Origin of the sequence: Pseudomonas edaphica, from assembly GCF_965277385.1 — a bacterium.
In the GTDB taxonomy this organism is placed as follows: Bacteria; Pseudomonadota; Gammaproteobacteria; order Pseudomonadales; family Pseudomonadaceae; genus Aquipseudomonas; species Aquipseudomonas edaphica.
In genome coordinates this window covers 2,108,642-2,126,216 of the sequence record NZ_OZ255725.1, presented here as the reverse complement: position 1 = coordinate 2,126,216, position 17,575 = coordinate 2,108,642, and the positions used below count along the sequence as shown (strand labels likewise).

At 60.2% G+C, this 17,575-nt stretch carries 10 protein-coding genes; 3 read left to right on the top strand and 7 right to left on the bottom strand.

Going from position 1 to position 17,575, the window contains the following annotated elements; genetic code table 11:
- Positions 1–7 precede the first annotated feature (7 nt).
- The 7 genes from algG to yaaA all read right to left on the bottom strand — a co-directional run bounded on the left by algG (position 8) and on the right by yaaA (position 10,359).
- Complete coding sequence (algG, locus tag ACQY47_RS09600; protein WP_236447606.1) at positions 8–1,576, bottom strand: mannuronan 5-epimerase AlgG; 1,569 nt, start codon at positions 1,574–1,576, stop codon at positions 8–10.
- The gene (locus ACQY47_RS09595) at positions 1,576–3,063 is read right to left on the bottom strand and encodes an alginate export family protein (protein WP_017135216.1); all 1,488 of its coding nucleotides are present in this window, start codon (positions 3,061–3,063) and stop codon (positions 1,576–1,578) included. The genes algG and ACQY47_RS09595 overlap by 1 nt, the downstream gene beginning before the upstream one ends.
- Complete coding sequence (gene algK, locus ACQY47_RS09590) at positions 3,060–4,583, bottom strand: alginate biosynthesis TPR repeat lipoprotein AlgK (protein ID WP_225933030.1); 1,524 nt, start codon at positions 4,581–4,583, stop codon at positions 3,060–3,062. Before algK ends, ACQY47_RS09595 begins: the two co-directional genes overlap by 4 nt.
- 9 nt (positions 4,584–4,592) lie before the next feature.
- Positions 4,593–5,759, bottom strand: a complete 1,167-nt coding sequence (locus ACQY47_RS09585; protein ID WP_017135214.1) for an alginate biosynthesis protein Alg44 — start codon at positions 5,757–5,759, stop codon at positions 4,593–4,595.
- A 36-nt stretch (positions 5,760–5,795) separates the two neighbouring features.
- A complete protein-coding gene (gene alg8, locus ACQY47_RS09580) occupies positions 5,796–7,265 on the bottom strand; it encodes a mannuronan synthase (protein ID WP_428557009.1) in 1,470 nt (489 codons plus the stop codon).
- 104 nt (positions 7,266–7,369) lie between these two features.
- On the bottom strand, positions 7,370–8,686 hold the full coding sequence (locus ACQY47_RS09575; protein ID WP_428557008.1) for a nucleotide sugar dehydrogenase: 1,317 nt from the start codon (positions 8,684–8,686) through the stop codon (positions 7,370–7,372).
- A gap of 893 nt (positions 8,687–9,579) precedes the next feature.
- Complete coding sequence (gene yaaA, locus ACQY47_RS09570) at positions 9,580–10,359, bottom strand: peroxide stress protein YaaA (protein ID WP_017135211.1); 780 nt, start codon at positions 10,357–10,359, stop codon at positions 9,580–9,582.
- A gap of 120 nt (positions 10,360–10,479) precedes the next feature.
- Between yaaA and ACQY47_RS09565 the strand changes: the two genes are divergently transcribed.
- The 3 genes from ACQY47_RS09565 to ACQY47_RS09555 all read left to right on the top strand — a co-directional run bounded on the left by ACQY47_RS09565 (position 10,480) and on the right by ACQY47_RS09555 (position 17,382).
- Complete coding sequence (locus ACQY47_RS09565; RefSeq protein WP_099548425.1) at positions 10,480–11,604, top strand: polysaccharide deacetylase family protein; 1,125 nt, start codon at positions 10,480–10,482, stop codon at positions 11,602–11,604.
- A gap of 339 nt (positions 11,605–11,943) precedes the next feature.
- A complete protein-coding gene (locus tag ACQY47_RS09560; RefSeq protein ID WP_012722339.1) occupies positions 11,944–13,338 on the top strand; it encodes a PhoH family protein in 1,395 nt (464 codons plus the stop codon).
- 309 nt (positions 13,339–13,647) lie between these two features.
- The gene (locus ACQY47_RS09555) at positions 13,648–17,382 is read left to right on the top strand and encodes an autotransporter domain-containing protein (protein WP_428557007.1); all 3,735 of its coding nucleotides are present in this window, start codon (positions 13,648–13,650) and stop codon (positions 17,380–17,382) included.
- The last annotated feature ends 193 nt before the right edge of the window (positions 17,383–17,575 follow it).

Here is a 17,575-nt window from a genome sequence, read left to right as displayed (position 1 = left end):
GTCATCCTCAGTCCTGCATTTGGGTCTGGCGTTCGACAGGGTCGATCAGCACGGCTTTCTGCTGGCGCACCAGCAGGTCGAGAATCTCTTCCTGGCGATCGCCCAGCACACCGGCAAAGCTGATGCCGCTGGATTTGGTCGGCGCCAGCATCGACACGCGGTACAGCTCGATGCTCAATGGCGAATCAATCGACAGCGGCCCGCTGCCGTTGCCGGCCAGCTCGCCGCCGACCACGATCAGCGAGACTTTCGCGTCAAACGGGTCGAGGGCGATGTCGCGGTCGGTGTCGGTCAAATCCTTGATGTGCCCGTACACGCCGGTCAGCCCGTTGGCCATGGCGGAGTTCTCGTACAGGCGAATGTTCACGCTGTTACGCACGCGGATGCCGTGGCGACGGTTGGCGATGACCTTGTTGCCCCACAACAGGTTGTCGCCGCTCTCATAGAGGGTGATGCCGTCGGTGTGGTTGCGGTAGATCTCGTTGTCGGCGATCAGGTTGTTGACGCTGTTACGGTCGATCACCAGGCCCGAGAGCTTGTTGTCGTAGCTGCGGTTGTTGAAGATGAAGCTGTCGTTGACCTCACGGGAAATAATGATCCCGTGCTTCTTCTTGGTGCCGTAGACGGTGTTGTCAGCAATGATCAGACCGTGGGAACGGTCGTGCGGGTCGATGCCGTAGACGATGTTGTCTTTGTAGGTGTTGCCCTTGATCACAAAGCCCGTGGTCTCGTAGCAATAGAAGCCGTACCACATGTCCGAGAACTCGGAATCGATGATCCAGCCGGTCGGTTCCGCACGCTTGAGCACCTTGGCCATGTTCGGCGTGTACTGGGAAATACTCACGCCGTACGACTTACTGTTGGCGTAGCCGAAGCTGGCCATCTTGGTCTTGGAGATGTAGGTTTCGGTGCCGCCCCAGGCCAGCAGGAACGGGCGGAACTCCTTGGGCGACTTGAACAGCGCCGGGCCGTTGGTCTTTTCGTCCCAGCCGGTGATTTTGGTGTCACGTACAAACAGCTGGCCGTCGTTGATCAGGAATGAACCGGCTTGCTGGGACAGGCGCAGCTCCTGGGTCTGCTTGTCGATGTCGAGGATGCCTTTGCGCCCGACCACAATCGGCAGCTTGGCCAGAAACACCCCCGGCGAGGTTTCACTGAGGTACTGCTTGGGCACTTTACCGAGCAGGTCCTTGAGGTTCAGGTAGCCGTCGTCGACAAAGATCGCCTGGGGAATGCCGTGCTGGCGTACCACCCATTCGGCCATCTTGTTATCGCCGCCGATAAAGTCCTTGAGCGCGTCTTCCTGCATCATGCGGCGGATGCTGACTTTGCCCGGTTTGCTGCGCACGATCTTCTTTTCCATCGCCGCTGCGGTGTAGCCAGTCAGGTCGGGCAGCGCAGGCTTGGGCAGTTCCAGCGGCGCGGTGGGCGGGCTGGAAATGGTGTAGGTCTTGGCCTGTTGCAGTTCCTTGGCGATGGTCGGCGCCTTGGCCGCCGTATCGGCAAACGCTGTGGCGCTGGCCATCAGCATTGCCGCGACGAGTAGGCTTTGAGCATTCATTGCGCAGGCTCCCATCAGAATTTCCAGATCACGTCGACAAACGCGCGGTGCATGTACGAGTCAACCTGGCTGCCATAGGCATCGCCCGGCTTGAACACGCCTGCACGAAAGCGCACCAGTGCGGACGGCTCGTCGATTGACTGGCTGAGGGCGGCCGGCAACAGGCCCTTTTTGAAGTACTTGGTGACCACCAGGTCCATCTCCTGACCCAGGTCTTTTTTGCCGTCTTCCAGCGGTAACGAGGTGCTGGACAGGATCGCGCCGGTCACGTCGTCGGTGTTGTTCTGCACCGCATCGATGCCGTTGCTGCCCACCGGCTTGTTGCCGTCGACGCGCCAGAATTTGTGATAAACCAGGCTGGCGTCGTAGTCCTCGCGCAGCTGCCAGGAACCGAACAGGCTCATGGACTGCATGTTGTTCATCTCGCCGCGAAACGCTTCGCCAAAGCGATGCACGCGTGACTGGGTGCCGGTCCAGTTCGAACGGTTGCTTTGCAGGCCGTTCTGCTCGTACTCGGCGCTGGCACGGGAATAGGCCGCACCGACCTGCCACTGCGGGTCAAGGCGCAGGCGCACGCCGATGTCAGTGGCCCAGCCATTCACGTCGTCGCTGCGCTTGGCCTGGGTTGGGCGGGTGCCGTCGGCGTTGAGGGCGTTGACCGTGTCGCGGTTGCCTTTCATGCCGGTGACGCTGGCCCAGTAGTTGACGGTGTTGGTGTTGCGCCAGTTGTAGGCGTCGCTGTTGGCTTCGATGCCGAGCCAGGTCAGGTCGCCGTTTTCGCGCTTGTCCAACGAGTCGGTCGCCACGCCCGGTTCCGGGTAGTCGAGCTTACCGTTGTCATGGGTGTGGTGGGCGCGCAAGCCGATCCACTGGCCTGGGGTCCACTGGTAGGCGGCGTCGGCGTAGAGGTGCTGGCGGTCCTTGTCCTTGGGCGACAGTTCCTTGAGGTCGGTGCGGTATTCGCTGAAGCGTTCGGCGACGCCGACATTGGCCTTGAGCAGGGTGGTATCGAAGGTCCAGTTCAGCGCTTCGATATTGGTGTCGCGCCATTGGCCGTCGTCATTGCGCAGGCGTTGGCGACCCAGCTTGAGCAGCTCGCCCGGGTAAGGCGTGAAACCGCTGTAGCCGACCCAGAACTCGCGCATGGCCAGGTAGTTTTTCTTGGACTTGCGGTCGTTGTTGGTGGTTTGCTGATTTTCGTCATCGGCCGATTGTTGCAAGGGGTCGGTCTCGATGATGTCACTCGACACGACCGCCTGCCCCATGGCGTAGGCGCTCCACGCGCCGCTTTCGCCGTAGACCCACGGGCGCAGGTCGAGGCCGATGCCGTTCACATCGCCACCTTTTTGCGTGCCAAGGTCGCGGTCATCTTCGGACTGTGCGGTGGCTTTGACTTCCAGGCCGAAGTTCTTGGCTTCGGTGAGCGCGGCCAGGGTCGGGCACGACCACAGCAGGGCGAAGGTCAGGCCGATACCGGCCTTGACGAATGGGTTGAGCTTCATAGGGATTCCTCGCCGTCTTCTTCTTGCAGGGCGTGCAGTTGCAGCGTGCTCTGGGCCAGGGTGCCGCGCGTGGCCAGTTCCTGTTGCACCAGGCGTTGGCCTTCGGCGCGTTGTTCTGGCGTGAGCGGGGCTTCGAGCTGCGTGGCCAGGTCATTGGCCTCTGGCGTGTCCTGGGCTTTGGCCAATTGGCTGAAGACATAGGCGTTCAATGGGTCGGGCTTGGTGCCCTTGCCCTGGGAGAACAATTGCGCGATGGCGAAGTCGGCGCTGTTCTGGCCGTTGCGTGCAGCGGTCAGCAGGTGGTCGAGGGCTTTTTGCGAGTAGACCTTGCCCAGGTAGCCACGGCGGTAGATCTGGCCGAGGTAGTAATCGGCGGCGACTTCACGGCCCACGGCTTTCTCGAAATGCGCTTCGGCGGCCTTGGCGTCTGCCGGCACCCATTTGCCTTCGTAGTAGAGCTTGCCCAGCAACAGCTCGGCGCGCGGTTGGTCGGCGGCGCGGCCGTTGTCCAGGTACTTCATCATCTGGTCGACGTCGCCCAGTTCGGGGAAGTCGTAGAGCAGTTGCGCCAGGCTGACCCAGGAGGCCGGGTAGCCGGGGGCGATTTTTTCCAGCAGCGCCTGGGCGGTTTTTTCATCCGGCTGGCCGAGGGTCGCGTCACCCAATACGCGGGCCACGCTGTCGACACGCTGGGCGGTGACGGTGCCACGGGCGTAGCCGGCTTCGAGCTGCTTGAGCAGTTCGGCCTGTTTTTCCGGCTCGGCTTTTTTCTGGTAGACCGTGGCCAGTTCGACGTAGCAGATATCGGTGGTGTTCAGCGCCGCCTTGCAGATGCGCTCCACATCATCCAGGTGCTGGTCGTAGGTGCCCTGGGTGCGGTACAGCAGCACTTGGGCCAGGCCGGCTTCCGGATAACCCGCCGCTTGCCATTTGCTGATTTGCTGTTGGGCGTTCACGTTGGGGAAGCTGTGCGGGTATTGCAGGTACAGCATCGCCAGCGGGATCAGGGTGTTGCCTTCGCCATTGGCAAAGGCTTTTTTCAACAGGCCTTCGGCTTCGTGCTGTTCGGCTTCGGTAGCGCCGGGTTTGGCCACCAGCAGGCGACCCAGGCGGGCCTGGGCGCGCGGCGAGGTATCGGCGGCTGCGCGGTAGGTGGCCTCGGCCTGGCGGATCTGCTCGGGGTCGCGGGTGGTCACCTGGATATCCGCCAGGCCGACTTGAGCCTCGCTGTAACCCAGGTCTGCCAGCTGCTGATAGTTCTGCTGGGCGGTGACCGTGTCGCCACGTTTGAGCGCTTCGTTGGCCAGGCGCTGGTCGGGCAGGCCGGCGCAACCGGCGAGGCTGACCGCCAGTGCCAATGTGCAGAATGCAGAGGCGAAGTGCGACCCGCTCTGTGTGGGAGCTGGCTTGCCTGCGATGCGGGCAACTCGGTCTTTCAGGTGCACCGAGTCGATCCCATCGCGGGCAAGCCCGACTCCCACAGTGCTCTGTGTTGTGCTTGAAATAGGGTTCACAGGCATGTCCTCCGCTTACAGACCGTGAGCCATGGCTTTATCGATCAGCCAGTTCAGCGAAGGGCCGCGGTCGCTGGTGACTTCCACTGGGCGCCCGGCATAGGTGCTGTCCAGCGGCGCGTCCGGCTTGATCTGCACGCGAATGTCTGAGGACAAGTCGGCGCTGTTCAGGCTGGTGCTGCTGACAATGGTGCCGGTACGGATCTGTTCTTCGTCGGCGACCTGGAAGTTCACCTGGGTACCTGGGCGCACGTCAGCGAACTGGCGATAGGTAAAGCGCGCTTCCACATTGGCCTGGCTGCCGCGTGGCACCAGTTGGAAGATCACATCGCCCTTGCTGGCGTACTGGCCGTCAGCGACCAATTGCTGGGCGACCACGCAATCGCACGGCGAGGTCAGGGTGCCGGTCATTTGCTTGCCGAACAGCTCTTCAACCTTGGCCGGTTGCAGCTGGTCTTCGTCCAGATGGCCCTTGAGCACATCGAGCATGCTGGTGCTGAACGTTGCCAGTGGCGCACCTTTGGCTGCAACCGCGTCGCCTTTGAGCAGGCTCTGCACAGTGCCGTCGCGCGGCATGGTCACGTTCATGCCGGGCACGCTGACAAGGCCGGCCTGGGCGTGGCTGACGAAGTACATGCCGTACACCGACTTGAACACAAAACCGAACGCGGCGAGGCCGACAATGAAGATCCCGGCGCTGAACACCACCGCGCGCAAGCGACCGAACGCGGTCATGCCGCTGCCGCCGTCCTTGACCTTGCGCGCCTTGGTGAAGTTGTCGCGTTGCAGGGTGGCCAGCACGTCGCCCATGGTCACGATGTCGCCGGACAGGTGCGAAGTGATCAGATGTCGCAGGGTGGAAATATCCTGGGCGTCGAGGTTCTGGAACTGGCAACCGGTGCGGCCGCTCTGGCGGTCGTAGGAGCGAATCTGCAGCTCTACATCCATCGCCAGACCGAGGTTATCGATCACGAACTGCAGGCGGCCCTTGTGCACTTCACCGACGGTCAGCGGCTGGGTGGCGGTGAACGCCAGGCCACCGGCGGACAGGTCGATCACCCGTGCTTCGGTCTGGGTACGGTCGGTGTTGAAGAAGCGCAGCTTGGCCGGGATTTTGACCCGGGCATGTTGGCGCTGGGCTTCGGATTCGTGGACAACGTTGGCGTTTACTGGGCTGTTCATATGTTCGATTTCCTAGTTAATTCAGGCTTGGCTGGGTCAGACCATCATCAGCAACACGGCGACGAAAATGCTGCCGGCGGAGAAGGTCATGGTCCGAGACGACCAGGTGTTGAACCAACGTTGAAAGCTGGCCAAATCGCGGGTCAGTTTGGTGTCCTGGCGGGTCCAGGACTGTTGATCAAGGCGGAAGAACACGTAGATCTTCACCAGCGCGCCCATGATCTGGTTGTAATAGAGAATCACCGGGTAAGCCGGGCCGATCTTGTGGCCGGAGCACGACAGCAGCAGGGTCAGGATCAGGCGGGTGATACCGATCCACAGCAGGTACGCGAGGATGAACGCGCCGCCGTATTTGAAGGTGGCGATGATCGCCACGGTCAGGCCGAGCAGGGAGGTCCACATCGATACGCGCTGGTCGAACAACACGATGCTGGTGAACAGGCCCAACCGACGCATACCCAGGCCCAGGGCGCGGGAGTTCTGGCGCAGGTTGTTGCCGTACCAGCGGAACATCAGCTTGCGGCTGGCCTTGATAAAGCTCTTTTCCGGCGGGTGTTCCACGGTGTGGATTGCGGCGTCCGGCACGTAGAAGGTGTCGTAGCCCAGGCGCATCAGGCTGAACCAGCTCGACTTGTCATCGCCGGTCAAAAACTTGAAGCGGCCCAGGCGCCAGTGTTGCAGCGAGTCGCTTTCCACGTCGGCGATAAAGCCGGGGTCGGTCACCACGTTGGCGCGGAACACCGACATACGCCCGGTCATGGTCAGCACGCGCTTGGACAGGGCCATGGAGCACATGTTGATGTGGCGTTGGGCGAAGCGCAGCTTGTGCCATTCGCTCATGATGTAGCCGCCGCGTACTTCGCAGAATTCGTTGGTGGTCAGGCCACCGACATTGCCAAACAGCTGGAACCACGGCACGGTCTTGCGCACTACACCTTCGGCGAGCACGGTGTCGCCGTCGATCACCGCTACCACGGCGCGGTCATCCGGCAGGTGGCGCGAGATAGCGCGGAAACCGAAGGCCAGGCCGTCGCGTTTGCCGGTGCCGGCGATGCGCACGAAGTCGAGCTTTACGCGCTCCGGCGGGTTCATGCGTTCCCACAGGCTTTTCACCAGCAGCTCATCGGACATCTCCACCAGCGAGCACACCACAGTGGTCGGGAAGCCGCATTCGATGGCCTCGCGAATCACCGAGCTGTAGACCTGCGCGGTGGTCAGCGCGTCGATACGGAAGCTGGTGACCATTAGGAACACATGGGACGGGTCGGCCGCCTTGCCCAGCTTGCGCACCTTGCGGCGCAAGTGCGGGTAGACCACGTACAGGAACAGCATGCCGCGAAAGAAATGCGTAGCACCCATCGAGTAGCGCCAGATGCCGACGGCGCCAATCAGGAAAATAAAATTCTTCGACTGCGAGTCGAACGTACTGGCTGGCAGAGCCAGAGCTAGAAGCGCTAAAAGCGTCAGAAAAAGTAGCCAGCCAGCAGCTTGGTTTAGCCTTTGCATAGTTGCATCCGTCACAGAGAAGTAGGGCTGCAAGCTGCAAGCTACAAGCCTCAAAATCAGCGCTTTTAACTTGCCGCTTGCCGCTTAAAACTTACTGCTGCCCCTTACCAGCAAATGCCTTCGGTGCGGCCGGTCGTACTGGTGGCCTTGGACATGAAGCCCACCAGGTCGATGACTTGCTTGCCGTGCGGTGCGTTCTGCGCCAGGGCACGGAATTTCTCGTCACGGTTGCCGAGGATGATCACGTCGGAGTTGTTGATCACGTCGTCGAAGTCGGAATTGAGCAGCGACGACACATGCGGGATCTTGCCTTCGATGTAGTCCTTGTTCGCGCCGTGGACACGGGCGTATTCGACGTTGCTGTCGTAGATGCTCAGGTCAAAACCCTTGCCGATCAGCATTTCCGCCAGTTCGACCAGCGGGCTTTCGCGCAGGTCGTCGGTGCCGGCCTTGAAGCTCAGGCCCAGCAGGGCGACTTTGCGTTTGTCATGGCCGGCGACGATGTCGAAGGCGTTCTGTACCTGGGACTCGTTGCTGCGCATCAGCGAGTTGAGCAGCGGCGCTTCCACATCCAGCGAGCCTGCGCGGTAGGTGAGGGCGCGCACGTCTTTGGGCAGGCACGAGCCGCCGAACGCGAAGCCTGGGCGCATGTAGTACTGGGACAGGTTGAGGGTCTTGTCCTGGCACACCACTTCCATCACTTCACGGCCATCGACGCCGACGGCCTTGGCGATGTTGCCGATCTCGTTGGCGAAGGTGACCTTGGTGGCGTGCCACACGTTGCAGGTGTACTTGATCATCTCGGCGACGGCGATGTCCTTGCGGATGATCGGTGCATCGAGTTCTTCGTACAGCGACTGCAGGACATCGCCGGAGGCTTTGTCGAATTCGCCGATGACGGTCATCGGTGGCAAGTCGTAGTCGGCGATGGCCGTGGATTCACGCAGGAACTCAGGGTTCACCGCCACGCCGAAGTCGACACCGGCTTTTTTGCCGGAGCAGTCTTCCAGGATCGGGATCACCACATTGGCTACGGTGCCCGGCAATACGGTGCTGCGCACCACGATGGTGTGACGGGTGGTTTTGTCACGCAGGACAAAACCGATCTCGCGGCATACCGCTTCGATGTAGTTGAGTTCCAGGTCGCCGTTTTTCTTGCTCGGCGTGCCCACGCAAATCATCGACAGGTCGGTATCGCGGATGGCGTCGGCGAAGTTGGTAGTGCCGCGCAGTCGACCGTTTGCGATGCCTTGGCTCAACAGTTCGCCCAGACCCGGTTCAACGATCGGCGATTTACCCGCGTTGATCAGGTCGATCTTATCCTTGGAGATGTCTACGCCGACCACTTCATGGCCACGGGCAGACAGGCAACCGGCACAGACTGCGCCAACGTAACCCAAACCAAATATGCTGATGCGCATCGCAATTACCTCGTTGTTTAATACAGGCCATTAGATGGCTGGAGTTCATGTTTGCAAGCGTCACTGATGCCGCGAAAGTTGGGCGAATAGACGCCGACTTACCGCGTGCAGGCATGTTTAATGACGAGTGACTAAAAAGTGCACCCAAGGTGTGCGCAACGTGGCCTTGTTATTGGAGCTTGCCCTGAAATGCAGCCGGCCTTCCTGGGAGAAGGGCCTGGCGTCAGTGCCGCAGGGCCTTGATAGAGGCTGATAGCCTTTAAATATCAATGCCTTGGGTTGTATCACTGACCCATTAGGGGAAGCTTGGCCTTGGCCTTATAGTGCGTGGCAATTCATCCTTGTCGCCGCTATCAACTAATTAATTGGCAATATGACTCCTGAGTCAAAGTTGAAATATGACAACTTTGCTACTTCCGTGGGTTGGTCATGTAAGTCATCTCTTACAGCAACAGAGAATTTCGTTACCGGTGGTATGAGCGGTGCTTTAGGGTGAAGTTCCTGGCCGCTCATCCTGTTTCCGGAAATTTCTTGAAATATTAGAAAAGATGGCACTGGTACTATATTGATAGCACTTGCTATTTGGGCGAGTGGATATGGGGAGTTGAAGAGAGGGGATAGTTTTGTGCCACTAGTGTTTGAAAAAAGTGGTGCCACTACGAAAAAAAATGACGAATGTCGAGTGAAAGATTCGTTAGGAATCTGCCTGCGGATTTTTTGACGTCAAGTAAATGACTTTTCCGGCGTGGAATGCAGACAAAACTGTGGGAGCTGGCTTGTCGGGTCGCCGCATCGCTGCGATAGCGGTGGATCAGTCAGTATTTCTTTACCTGACACTCCGCCATCGCAGGCGAGCCAGCTCCCACAGTTCGAGTGCGGAGTGAGAGCGGGCGCTATTCCGGTGCGTGATCGCGCAGGAACACCAAATTATCCGGCTTGGACTGCTCCGCATTGAAGCGATAACCCTGCACATCAAACTGCTTCAGTTTGGCAGGATCATTGATGCGTTCTTCAATCACAAAACGGCTCATCATGCCCCGCGCCTTTTTGGCGTAGAAGCTGATGATCTTGTACTGGCCGTTCTTCAGGTCCTTGAACTCGGTGTTGATGATCCGTGCGTTCAGAGCCGTGCGCTTGACCGCCGAGAAGTACTCGTTGGAGGCCAGGTTGAGCAGCACGTCGTCGCCTTGATCGGCCAGCGCTTCATTGAGCCATTCGCTGATGCGCGTGCCCCAGAATGCGTAGAGGTCTTTGCCGCGGGCGTTGGGCAGTTTGGTGCCCATCTCCAGGCGGTACGGCATCATCAGGTCCAGCGGGCGCAGCAGGCCGTAGAGGCCCGAGAGCATGCGCAGGTGGTCCTGGGCGTAGCTGAAGTCGGCATCGCTGAAGGTTTCGGCATTCAGGCCGGTGTAGACGTCGCCCTTGAACGCCAGCAGCGCCTGCTTGGCGTTGGCCGGCGTGAAGGCCGGGGTCCAGCTGCCGAAACGGGCGGCATTGAGGCCGCCGATTTTGTCGGAGACGTGCATCAACTCGCTGATTTGCGCCGGGCTCAATTCGCGCAATTGTTCGATCAGTTCCTGGGAGTGGTCGAGGTATTGCGGTTGAGTGAAGCGTGGGGTTGCCGGCTTTGACTCGAAGTCGAGGGTTTTGGCGGGGGAAATCACCATCAGCATGAAGTTGGCTCCTGTAATCGTGGCAGGGATTCTAGGGGGTTGAGTGGTTTGACTCCACCTATGATGGCGATAGGCACGATCCGCTATGATGGGCGGTAACTCTGGAGAGGGAGACCCTGCGTGCGCCTAGCACTATTATTGTCAGCCTGCTTACTGTGCCTGAACGCCAGCGCCGCGCCGGTGGATGTCGCCAGCCTGGACCGTGGCATCTGGCCCGAAAAGCTCAGCAGCCCGGCGCTGTTCGATGTCGCTTCGCGCGCTGAAATCCTGATGTTCGCCCATAGCCTGCTGGCCAGCGAAAACCAGGATGAGGCCGCCCTCAAGCAGCGTCTTGGTCTGAAAAATATCAACCTCGCCGCCATCGACGACCTGCGTCGCCAGCTCTGGCAGCGCCTGCTGGAAAACTACACGGCGGCCCAGCAGAGCTGCGAAGAGGACGCCTCGTTCTGCTACCTGGTGGAAAACATGGACGATCTGCGCGAGCAGGCCGGCAAGTTCCAGGTCAGCGATAACTCCTTCTATATAGGCTGGGCCGGGCCTAGCCATAACTTCCATGAACGCTACCTGGAGGAGCTGTTGCGCAAAGCCGCGCTGTTCCCGCAGATCAGCAGCGAAGTGCTGCGCTTTGGTGACCACGAACGCAATGGCGACGAGTTCAACGACCGTCTGTTCCTGCTGACCTTCGACGGCGGCCCGGCGCCGGTCAGCGGCAATACCGACTGGCTCACCGACTACCTGCGCAAGCAGAAGATGAACGCCATGTTCTTTGCCCTTGGCAGCAGTTTGCAAACCCGTGTGGAGCGCAGTTCCAGCAGTGACGTGCAGGCCTTGTACCAAGGCCAGTGCGTGGGCACCCAGGGTTGGCAATACCGCTCCCACAGCCATTGGGTCGAGTGGCAAAGCTCGATTACGCGCAGCGCTGCGCTGGTGCAGAACCTGATGCCGGAAAACTACGTTCCGCTGTTTCGCCCGCCCTATGGCCAGCGCCGTGCCGACAGCCAGGGTTTCTTCCAATCCCAGGGTTTGCAGGTGGCGTTGTGGGACATCGACTCCCAGGACGAACCGGGCAAACTCAAGGCCGATGAGTCGGCGCAACGGGTGCTGACGTTGATGCTGCTGTGGCGCAAAGGCGTGATCGTGTTTCACGACACCCAGGACAAGGCGCGGGTGGCATTGCCGATGTTATTGCAGGCAACGGCGCAAAGTGGCTTGGGGTGGCAGGACTGCCGGGAGGCATTTCGCTGAAGTGCCCGGCCCTGTTAGGGATGGGGGAATTCAGGGGTGATTTTGTGCGACATTTCGATGCAGGCGGACTTCCGACTTTAACGGGGTCACTGGCACTCGGCTAGTGCTATTCGTCATCCTGAAAAATAAACTTCAAAAAAGCGTCAAAGTGCTTTTTCCTGTCATGGGTTTTGCGGTATTACGAAGTCAGATCGCCGAACCCTGCAACACAGGTGGCGTCTTCCAAGACTCCTCATGTGGGCACTGCACTTGACGTCACTCAGGTGCAGTCGGTGGTCGAATCGAGGCGCAGCACCGCCCAGGTATTGCGTCGAATGGCTCCCACAAAGGTGACCGAGTATGGATGATCATGGACGTAACCCTTCTTCCGACCAGCCAATCCTTTATGTGCTTGATACCAACGTATTGATCCACGATCCAAACGCACTGCTTAACTTCGAAGAACACCACGTCGCCATCCCGATGATCGTGCTTGAGGAGCTCGACAAACTCAAAAGCGGGCACCACAGCGTGGCTGCCGAATGCCGCCAGGCGATCCGCCTGATCGACAAGACCCTGGGCGAAGCCTCACCCGAGGACGTTGAAGTCGGCGTGCCGATCCAGCGCGGCAAAAGCGGGCCGAAGGGCTTGCTGTCGATTCTGATGAGCAAGCGCAGCGAGCCCAACAGCCTGCTGCCGGAAAACCTCAACGACAACAAAATCATCAACCAATTGATCGACCTGCACGCGCGCGACAAGGACCTGCGCCTGGTGCTGGTGACCAAAGACATCAATATGCGCCTCAAGGCACGAGCGTGTGGGATCGCTGCCGAGGACTACAGTACCGACCAGCTCGTCGACGACGTGTCGATGCTGTCGCGGGGTTATCACACCGTGACCGGTTCCTTCTGGGATCTGGTCAGCAAGGTCGAAACCCGTCAGGACCATGGCCGTACCTGGCACCAGGTGCAGTTGATCGACAACCTGCCGGCCGTGCACATCAATGAATTCATCATCGACGAACAGGGTTTTGTGGGCTGGATCAAAGAGATCCAGGTCGACAAGCTGCTGATCCTCGACCTGCATCAGGAACCCCTGTTGCACCAGGAAGCCTGGGGCCTGAAACCGCGTGACATCTACCAGAGCCTGGCGCTGTATGCGCTGCTCGACCCGGACATTCACCTGGTCAACCTGACCGGCGCTGCAGGCTCGGGGAAAACCATCCTCGCGCTGGCGGCCGCCATTGAGCAAACCATGGTGACCAAGCGTTATCGCCGCATCATCGCCACCCGCAGCGTGCAGGGCCTGGACCAGGAGATCGGCTTTCTGCCCGGCACCGAAGCGGAAAAAATGGAGCCGTGGCTGGGGGCGATCACCGACAACCTCGAAGCCTTGCACATGGATGACGAAAACACCCATGGCAGCGTCGACTACATCCTCAGCAAAGTGCCGTTGCAGTTCAAATCCCTCAATTACATCCGAGGTCGCAGCTTCCAGCAGAGCCTGATTTTGATCGATGAATGCCAGAACCTCACGCCGCACCAGATGAAAACCATCATCACCCGTGCCGGCGCCGGTTCCAAAGTGGTGTGCCTGGGCAACCTGGCACAGATCGACACCCCTTACCTGTCCGCGACCAGCTCCGGGCTGACCTACCTGACGGAACGCTTTAAAGACTTCCCGAACGGCGTGCACATCGCGCTGCAAGGGGTGCCACGTTCGATTCTGGCCGAGTACGCCGAATCCCATCTGTAATCGCCCGTGCTGTAGTTAGTGGCTAAATGCCACAAAACACCCCGGATTTCTCGCGAAGTCCGGGGTTTTTGTTATGGGCGACATTTGTCTTCGTTAATGCGTCCTGGGTGCTTGTAGGCTTTGTAATTATTTTGTTACATTTTTTATCGCCGAAAACTATAAGAAAACCGCGTAACCCCGTCGAAACGCGATTGCTTTGATTCGACGATTTATTCAAGACCCGGCGTTGGTCTTGTGCGTGATCCTGCCTATTACAAAAAGCCCGATACATCGCTCATTGACGAAGCACATATCCAAAGGGAAAGGAAAATGGACGCAGCAGGTAATGGCTTCACTTTGTCGCAAAAACGCAAGCGCGCTACAGGCTCCAAATCGATACCCCTTACACCCATCGCACTCGGCTTGGCCTTATGGCTGGGCCAGGGCTCCATGGCCTGGGCCGATGACGCCAACCCCTACACGTCGCCAGTGCTGGAGTCGGCCTTCAGAAAAGCCGTTGCCTCGTTTGGCCCCAACACCGATGTGTATAAAAACCTGCGGTTCGCCTACGCCGATATCGTCGACCTGGCCGCCAAGGACTTTGCCGCACAGTCCGGCAAGTTCGATTCGGCCCTCAAGCAAAACTACGAACTGCAACCGGAAAACCTCACCATCGGCGCCATGCTCGGCGATACCAAACGCCCGCTGGACTACGCCTCGCGCCTGGATTACTACCGCAGCCGGCTGTTCAGCAACAGCGGGCGCTATACCACCAATATTCTCGACTTCTCCAAGGCCATTATCGCCAACCTGCCGGCGGCCAAGCCCTACACCTACGTAGAGCCTGGCGTGAGCAGCAACCTCAACGCGCAACTGAATGCCGGCCAATCCTGGGCTGGCGCCACCCGTGACTGGAGCGCCAACGCGCAAACCTGGAAAACCCCCGAAGCCCAGGTCAACTCCGGCCTGGACCGCACCAACGCGTATTACGCCTATGCCCTGGGCATGACCGGCAAGGGCGTGAACGTCGGCGTGCTCGACTCAGGCATCCTCACTGAACACTTCGAGTTCCAGGGCAAGAATGCCCAGGGCCAGGACCGAGTGCAGGCAGTGACCTCCACTGGCGAGTACTACGCCACCCACCCGCGTTACATTCATGACACGCCGGACGGCCAGTTCCAAAAAGGCGAGCACTTCAGTATTTCCGGCGAGTACGACCCGAAGATCAATGACGGTCACGGCACGGAGATGTCCGGCGTACTGGGCGCCAGCCGCAACGGCACCGGCATGCATGGCATTGCGTTTGATGCGAATATTTTTGTCGCCAATACCGGCGGCACCGATGACAACCGTTTCCAGGGCTCCAATGACCTGGACTACAACGCGTTCATGGCCAGCTACAACGCGCTGGCGGCGAAGAACGTCTCGATCGTCAACCAGAGCTGGGGTCAGAATTCGCGCAATGATGTGGAAAACCACTTCGGCAACGTAGGCGACAGCGCGGCCGATAATTTGCGCGACATGACCGCTGCCTATCGCCCGTTCTGGGACAAGGCCCACGCCGGGCAAAAGACCTGGATGGACGCGATGGCTGACGCCGCGCGGCAAAACACCTTTATCCAGATTATCTCGGCGGGCAACGACAGCCACGGCGCCAACCCGGACACCAACGCCAACCTGCCGTTTTTCAAGCCGGATATCGAGAGCAAATTCCTCTCGATCACCGGCTACGACGAGACCAGCGCTCAGGTCTACAACCGCTGCGGCACGTCGAAGTGGTGGTGCGTGATGGGCGTTTCAGGCATCCCGTCCACCGGACCCGAAGGGGAAATTATCCCCAACGCCAACGGCACCTCTGCGGCTGCGCCGAGCGTTTCCGGGGCGCTTGCGCTGGTGATTCAACGCTTCCCTTACATGACCGCCAGCCAGGCGCGGGATGTGTTGCTGACCACCTCCAGCCTGCAAGCGCCGGACGGTCCCGATACGCCGGTGGGCGACCTGACCGGTGGCCGCACCTACGACAACCTGCAGCCGGTGCACGACGCCGCGCCAGGCACGCCGCAAGTGCCGGGCGTGGTCAGCGGTTGGGGCTTGCCCAACCTGCAAAAAGCCATGCAAGGGCCGGGGCAGTTCCTCGGCTCGGTGGCGGTGGCCTTGCCGGGTGGTACACGCGATATCTGGGCCAACCCGATTTCCGATGAGGCAATCCGCGCCCGCCGTGTAGAAGACACCGCCGAACAAGCCACCTGGGCTGCCACCAAGCAACAGAAGGGCTGGGTCAACGGCTTGCCCGCCAATGCCTCTGACGATGACCAGTTTGAATATGAAATCGGCCACGCCCGGGAACAGGCGACGCTGGCACGCGGCAAGGATTTGCTCACCGGCACGACCTACGTCGGCAGCCTGGCCAAGTCCGGCGACGGCGAACTGGTGCTCGAGGGCCAGAACACCTATTCGGGCAGCACCTGGGTACGCGGCGGCAAGCTGTCGGTAGACGGCTCGTTGACCTCCGCGGTGACCGTGGATGGCAGCGCGGTAGGCACCCGCAATGCGGATAACGGCGTGATGACCACGTTGGGCGGCACACTGGCCGGTAACGGCACGGTGGGTGCCTTGACCGTGAACACAGGCGGGCGCGTGGCGCCGGGCCATTCGATCGGCACGCTGCACACCGGCGACGTGACCTTCAACCCTGGTTCGGTGTATGCCGTGGAGGTCGGCCCGAACGGGCGAAGCGACCAGATTCAGAGCAGCGGCGTCGCCACCCTCAACGGTGGTGTGGTGACCGTGTCCCTGGAAAACAGCCCGAACCTGCTGTCGGCCACTGAGGCCCGTAGCCTGGTGGGCCAGCAGTTCAACATCCTGACGGCCAGCCAGGGCATCAACGGCCAGTTTGCAGCGATCACGCCCAACTACCTGTTTATCGGCACTCAGCTGAGCTATCAGCCGAACCAACTGAGCCTGGCGGTGGCGCGTAACCAGACGACGTTTGCCAGCATCGCGCAAACCCGCAATGAACGCGCCGTGGCGACGGCGGCCGAAGCCTTGGGCGCAGGCAGCCCGGTGTATGAAAGCCTGCTGGCTTCAGATTCGGCAGCTCAGGCACAGGCCGCATTCAAGCAACTCTCGGGGCAACTGCACTCGGACGTGGCCGCAGCGCAAATGGCGGACAGCCGTTACATTCGTGAAGCGGTCAACGGCCGTCTGCAACAGGCTCAGGCGCTGGACTCCAGCGCGCAGATCGACACTCACGACAACGGCGGCTGGGTACAGCTGCTGGGCGGTCGCAATAACGTCAGCGGTGACAACAACGCCAGCGGCTACTCCTCGTCTACCAGTGGCGTGCTGCTGGGCCTGGACACCGAGGTCGGCGACGGCTGGCGTGTGGGCGCCGCCACCGGCTACACCCAAAGCCACCTCAATGGCGAGTCGGCATCGGCAGACAGCGACAACTATCACCTGTCGATCTACGGCGGTAAACGCTTCGACACCATCGCCCTGCGCATGGGCGGTGCCACCACCTGGCATCGTATCGACAGCTCGCGCCGCGTGGCGTACGCCAACCAGTCGGACTACGACAAAGCTGACTACAACGCGCGCACCGACCAAGTGTTTGCCGAGATCGGTTACACCCAATGGAACCAGTTCGAACCCTTCGCCAACCTGACCTACCTGAACTACCAGAGCGATTCGTTCAAGGAAAAAGGCGGCGCCGCAGCCTTGCATGCCAGCAAGCAAAGCCAGGACGCCACGCTTTCCACCTTGGGCCTGCGCGCACATACCCAACTGCCGGTCAGCTCGACCTCGGCGGTAACGTTGCGCGGTGAGCTGGGCTGGGAGCATCAGTTTGGCGACACCGATCGCGACGCCTCGCTGAAGTTTGCCGGCAGCGACAACGCCTTTGCGGTCAATAGTGTGCCGGTGGCCCGCGATGGCGCGGTGATCAAGGCCAGTGCGGAAATGGCCCTGACCAAGGACACGCTGGTGTCGTTGAACTACAGCGGTTTGCTGTCCAATCGGGGTAACAACAACGGGATCAACGCCGGGTTTACTTTCCGGTTCTAACGGCCGATACCCTGTGGCGAGGGAGCTTGCTCCCGTTGGACTGCGAAGCAGTCCCATGCTCTTAAAGTAAAGAGCAGGGGCCGCTTCGCAGCCCAGCGGGAGCAAGCTCCCTCGCCACAGATGTTCTTCTTCAAGGATAAACAGCCCTGCGCAAAATTGACTCACAGGTTTACAATTGCCGCTCCTGATCAGG

What these genes read in the sequence shown, in the direction of transcription:
- ACQY47_RS09585 (WP_017135214.1), bottom strand. Translation starts at nt 5,759, where the DNA reads ATGAACAGCCCAGTAAACGCCAACGTTGTCCACGAATCCGAAGCCCAG.
- ACQY47_RS09555 (WP_428557007.1), top strand. Translation starts at nt 13,648, where the DNA reads ATGGACGCAGCAGGTAATGGCTTCACTTTGTCGCAAAAACGCAAGCGC.
- yaaA (WP_017135211.1), bottom strand. Translation starts at nt 10,359, where the DNA reads ATGCTGATGGTGATTTCCCCCGCCAAAACCCTCGACTTCGAGTCAAAG.
- alg8 (WP_428557009.1), bottom strand. Translation starts at nt 7,265, where the DNA reads ATGCAAAGGCTAAACCAAGCTGCTGGCTGGCTACTTTTTCTGACGCTT.
- ACQY47_RS09560 (WP_012722339.1), top strand. Translation starts at nt 11,944, where the DNA reads ATGGATGATCATGGACGTAACCCTTCTTCCGACCAGCCAATCCTTTAT.
- ACQY47_RS09595 (WP_017135216.1), bottom strand. Translation starts at nt 3,063, where the DNA reads ATGAAGCTCAACCCATTCGTCAAGGCCGGTATCGGCCTGACCTTCGCC.
- ACQY47_RS09575 (WP_428557008.1), bottom strand. Translation starts at nt 8,686, where the DNA reads ATGCGCATCAGCATATTTGGTTTGGGTTACGTTGGCGCAGTCTGTGCC.
- algG (WP_236447606.1), bottom strand. Translation starts at nt 1,576, where the DNA reads ATGGGAGCCTGCGCAATGAATGCTCAAAGCCTACTCGTCGCGGCAATG.
- algK (WP_225933030.1), bottom strand. Translation starts at nt 4,583, where the DNA reads ATGCCTGTGAACCCTATTTCAAGCACAACACAGAGCACTGTGGGAGTC.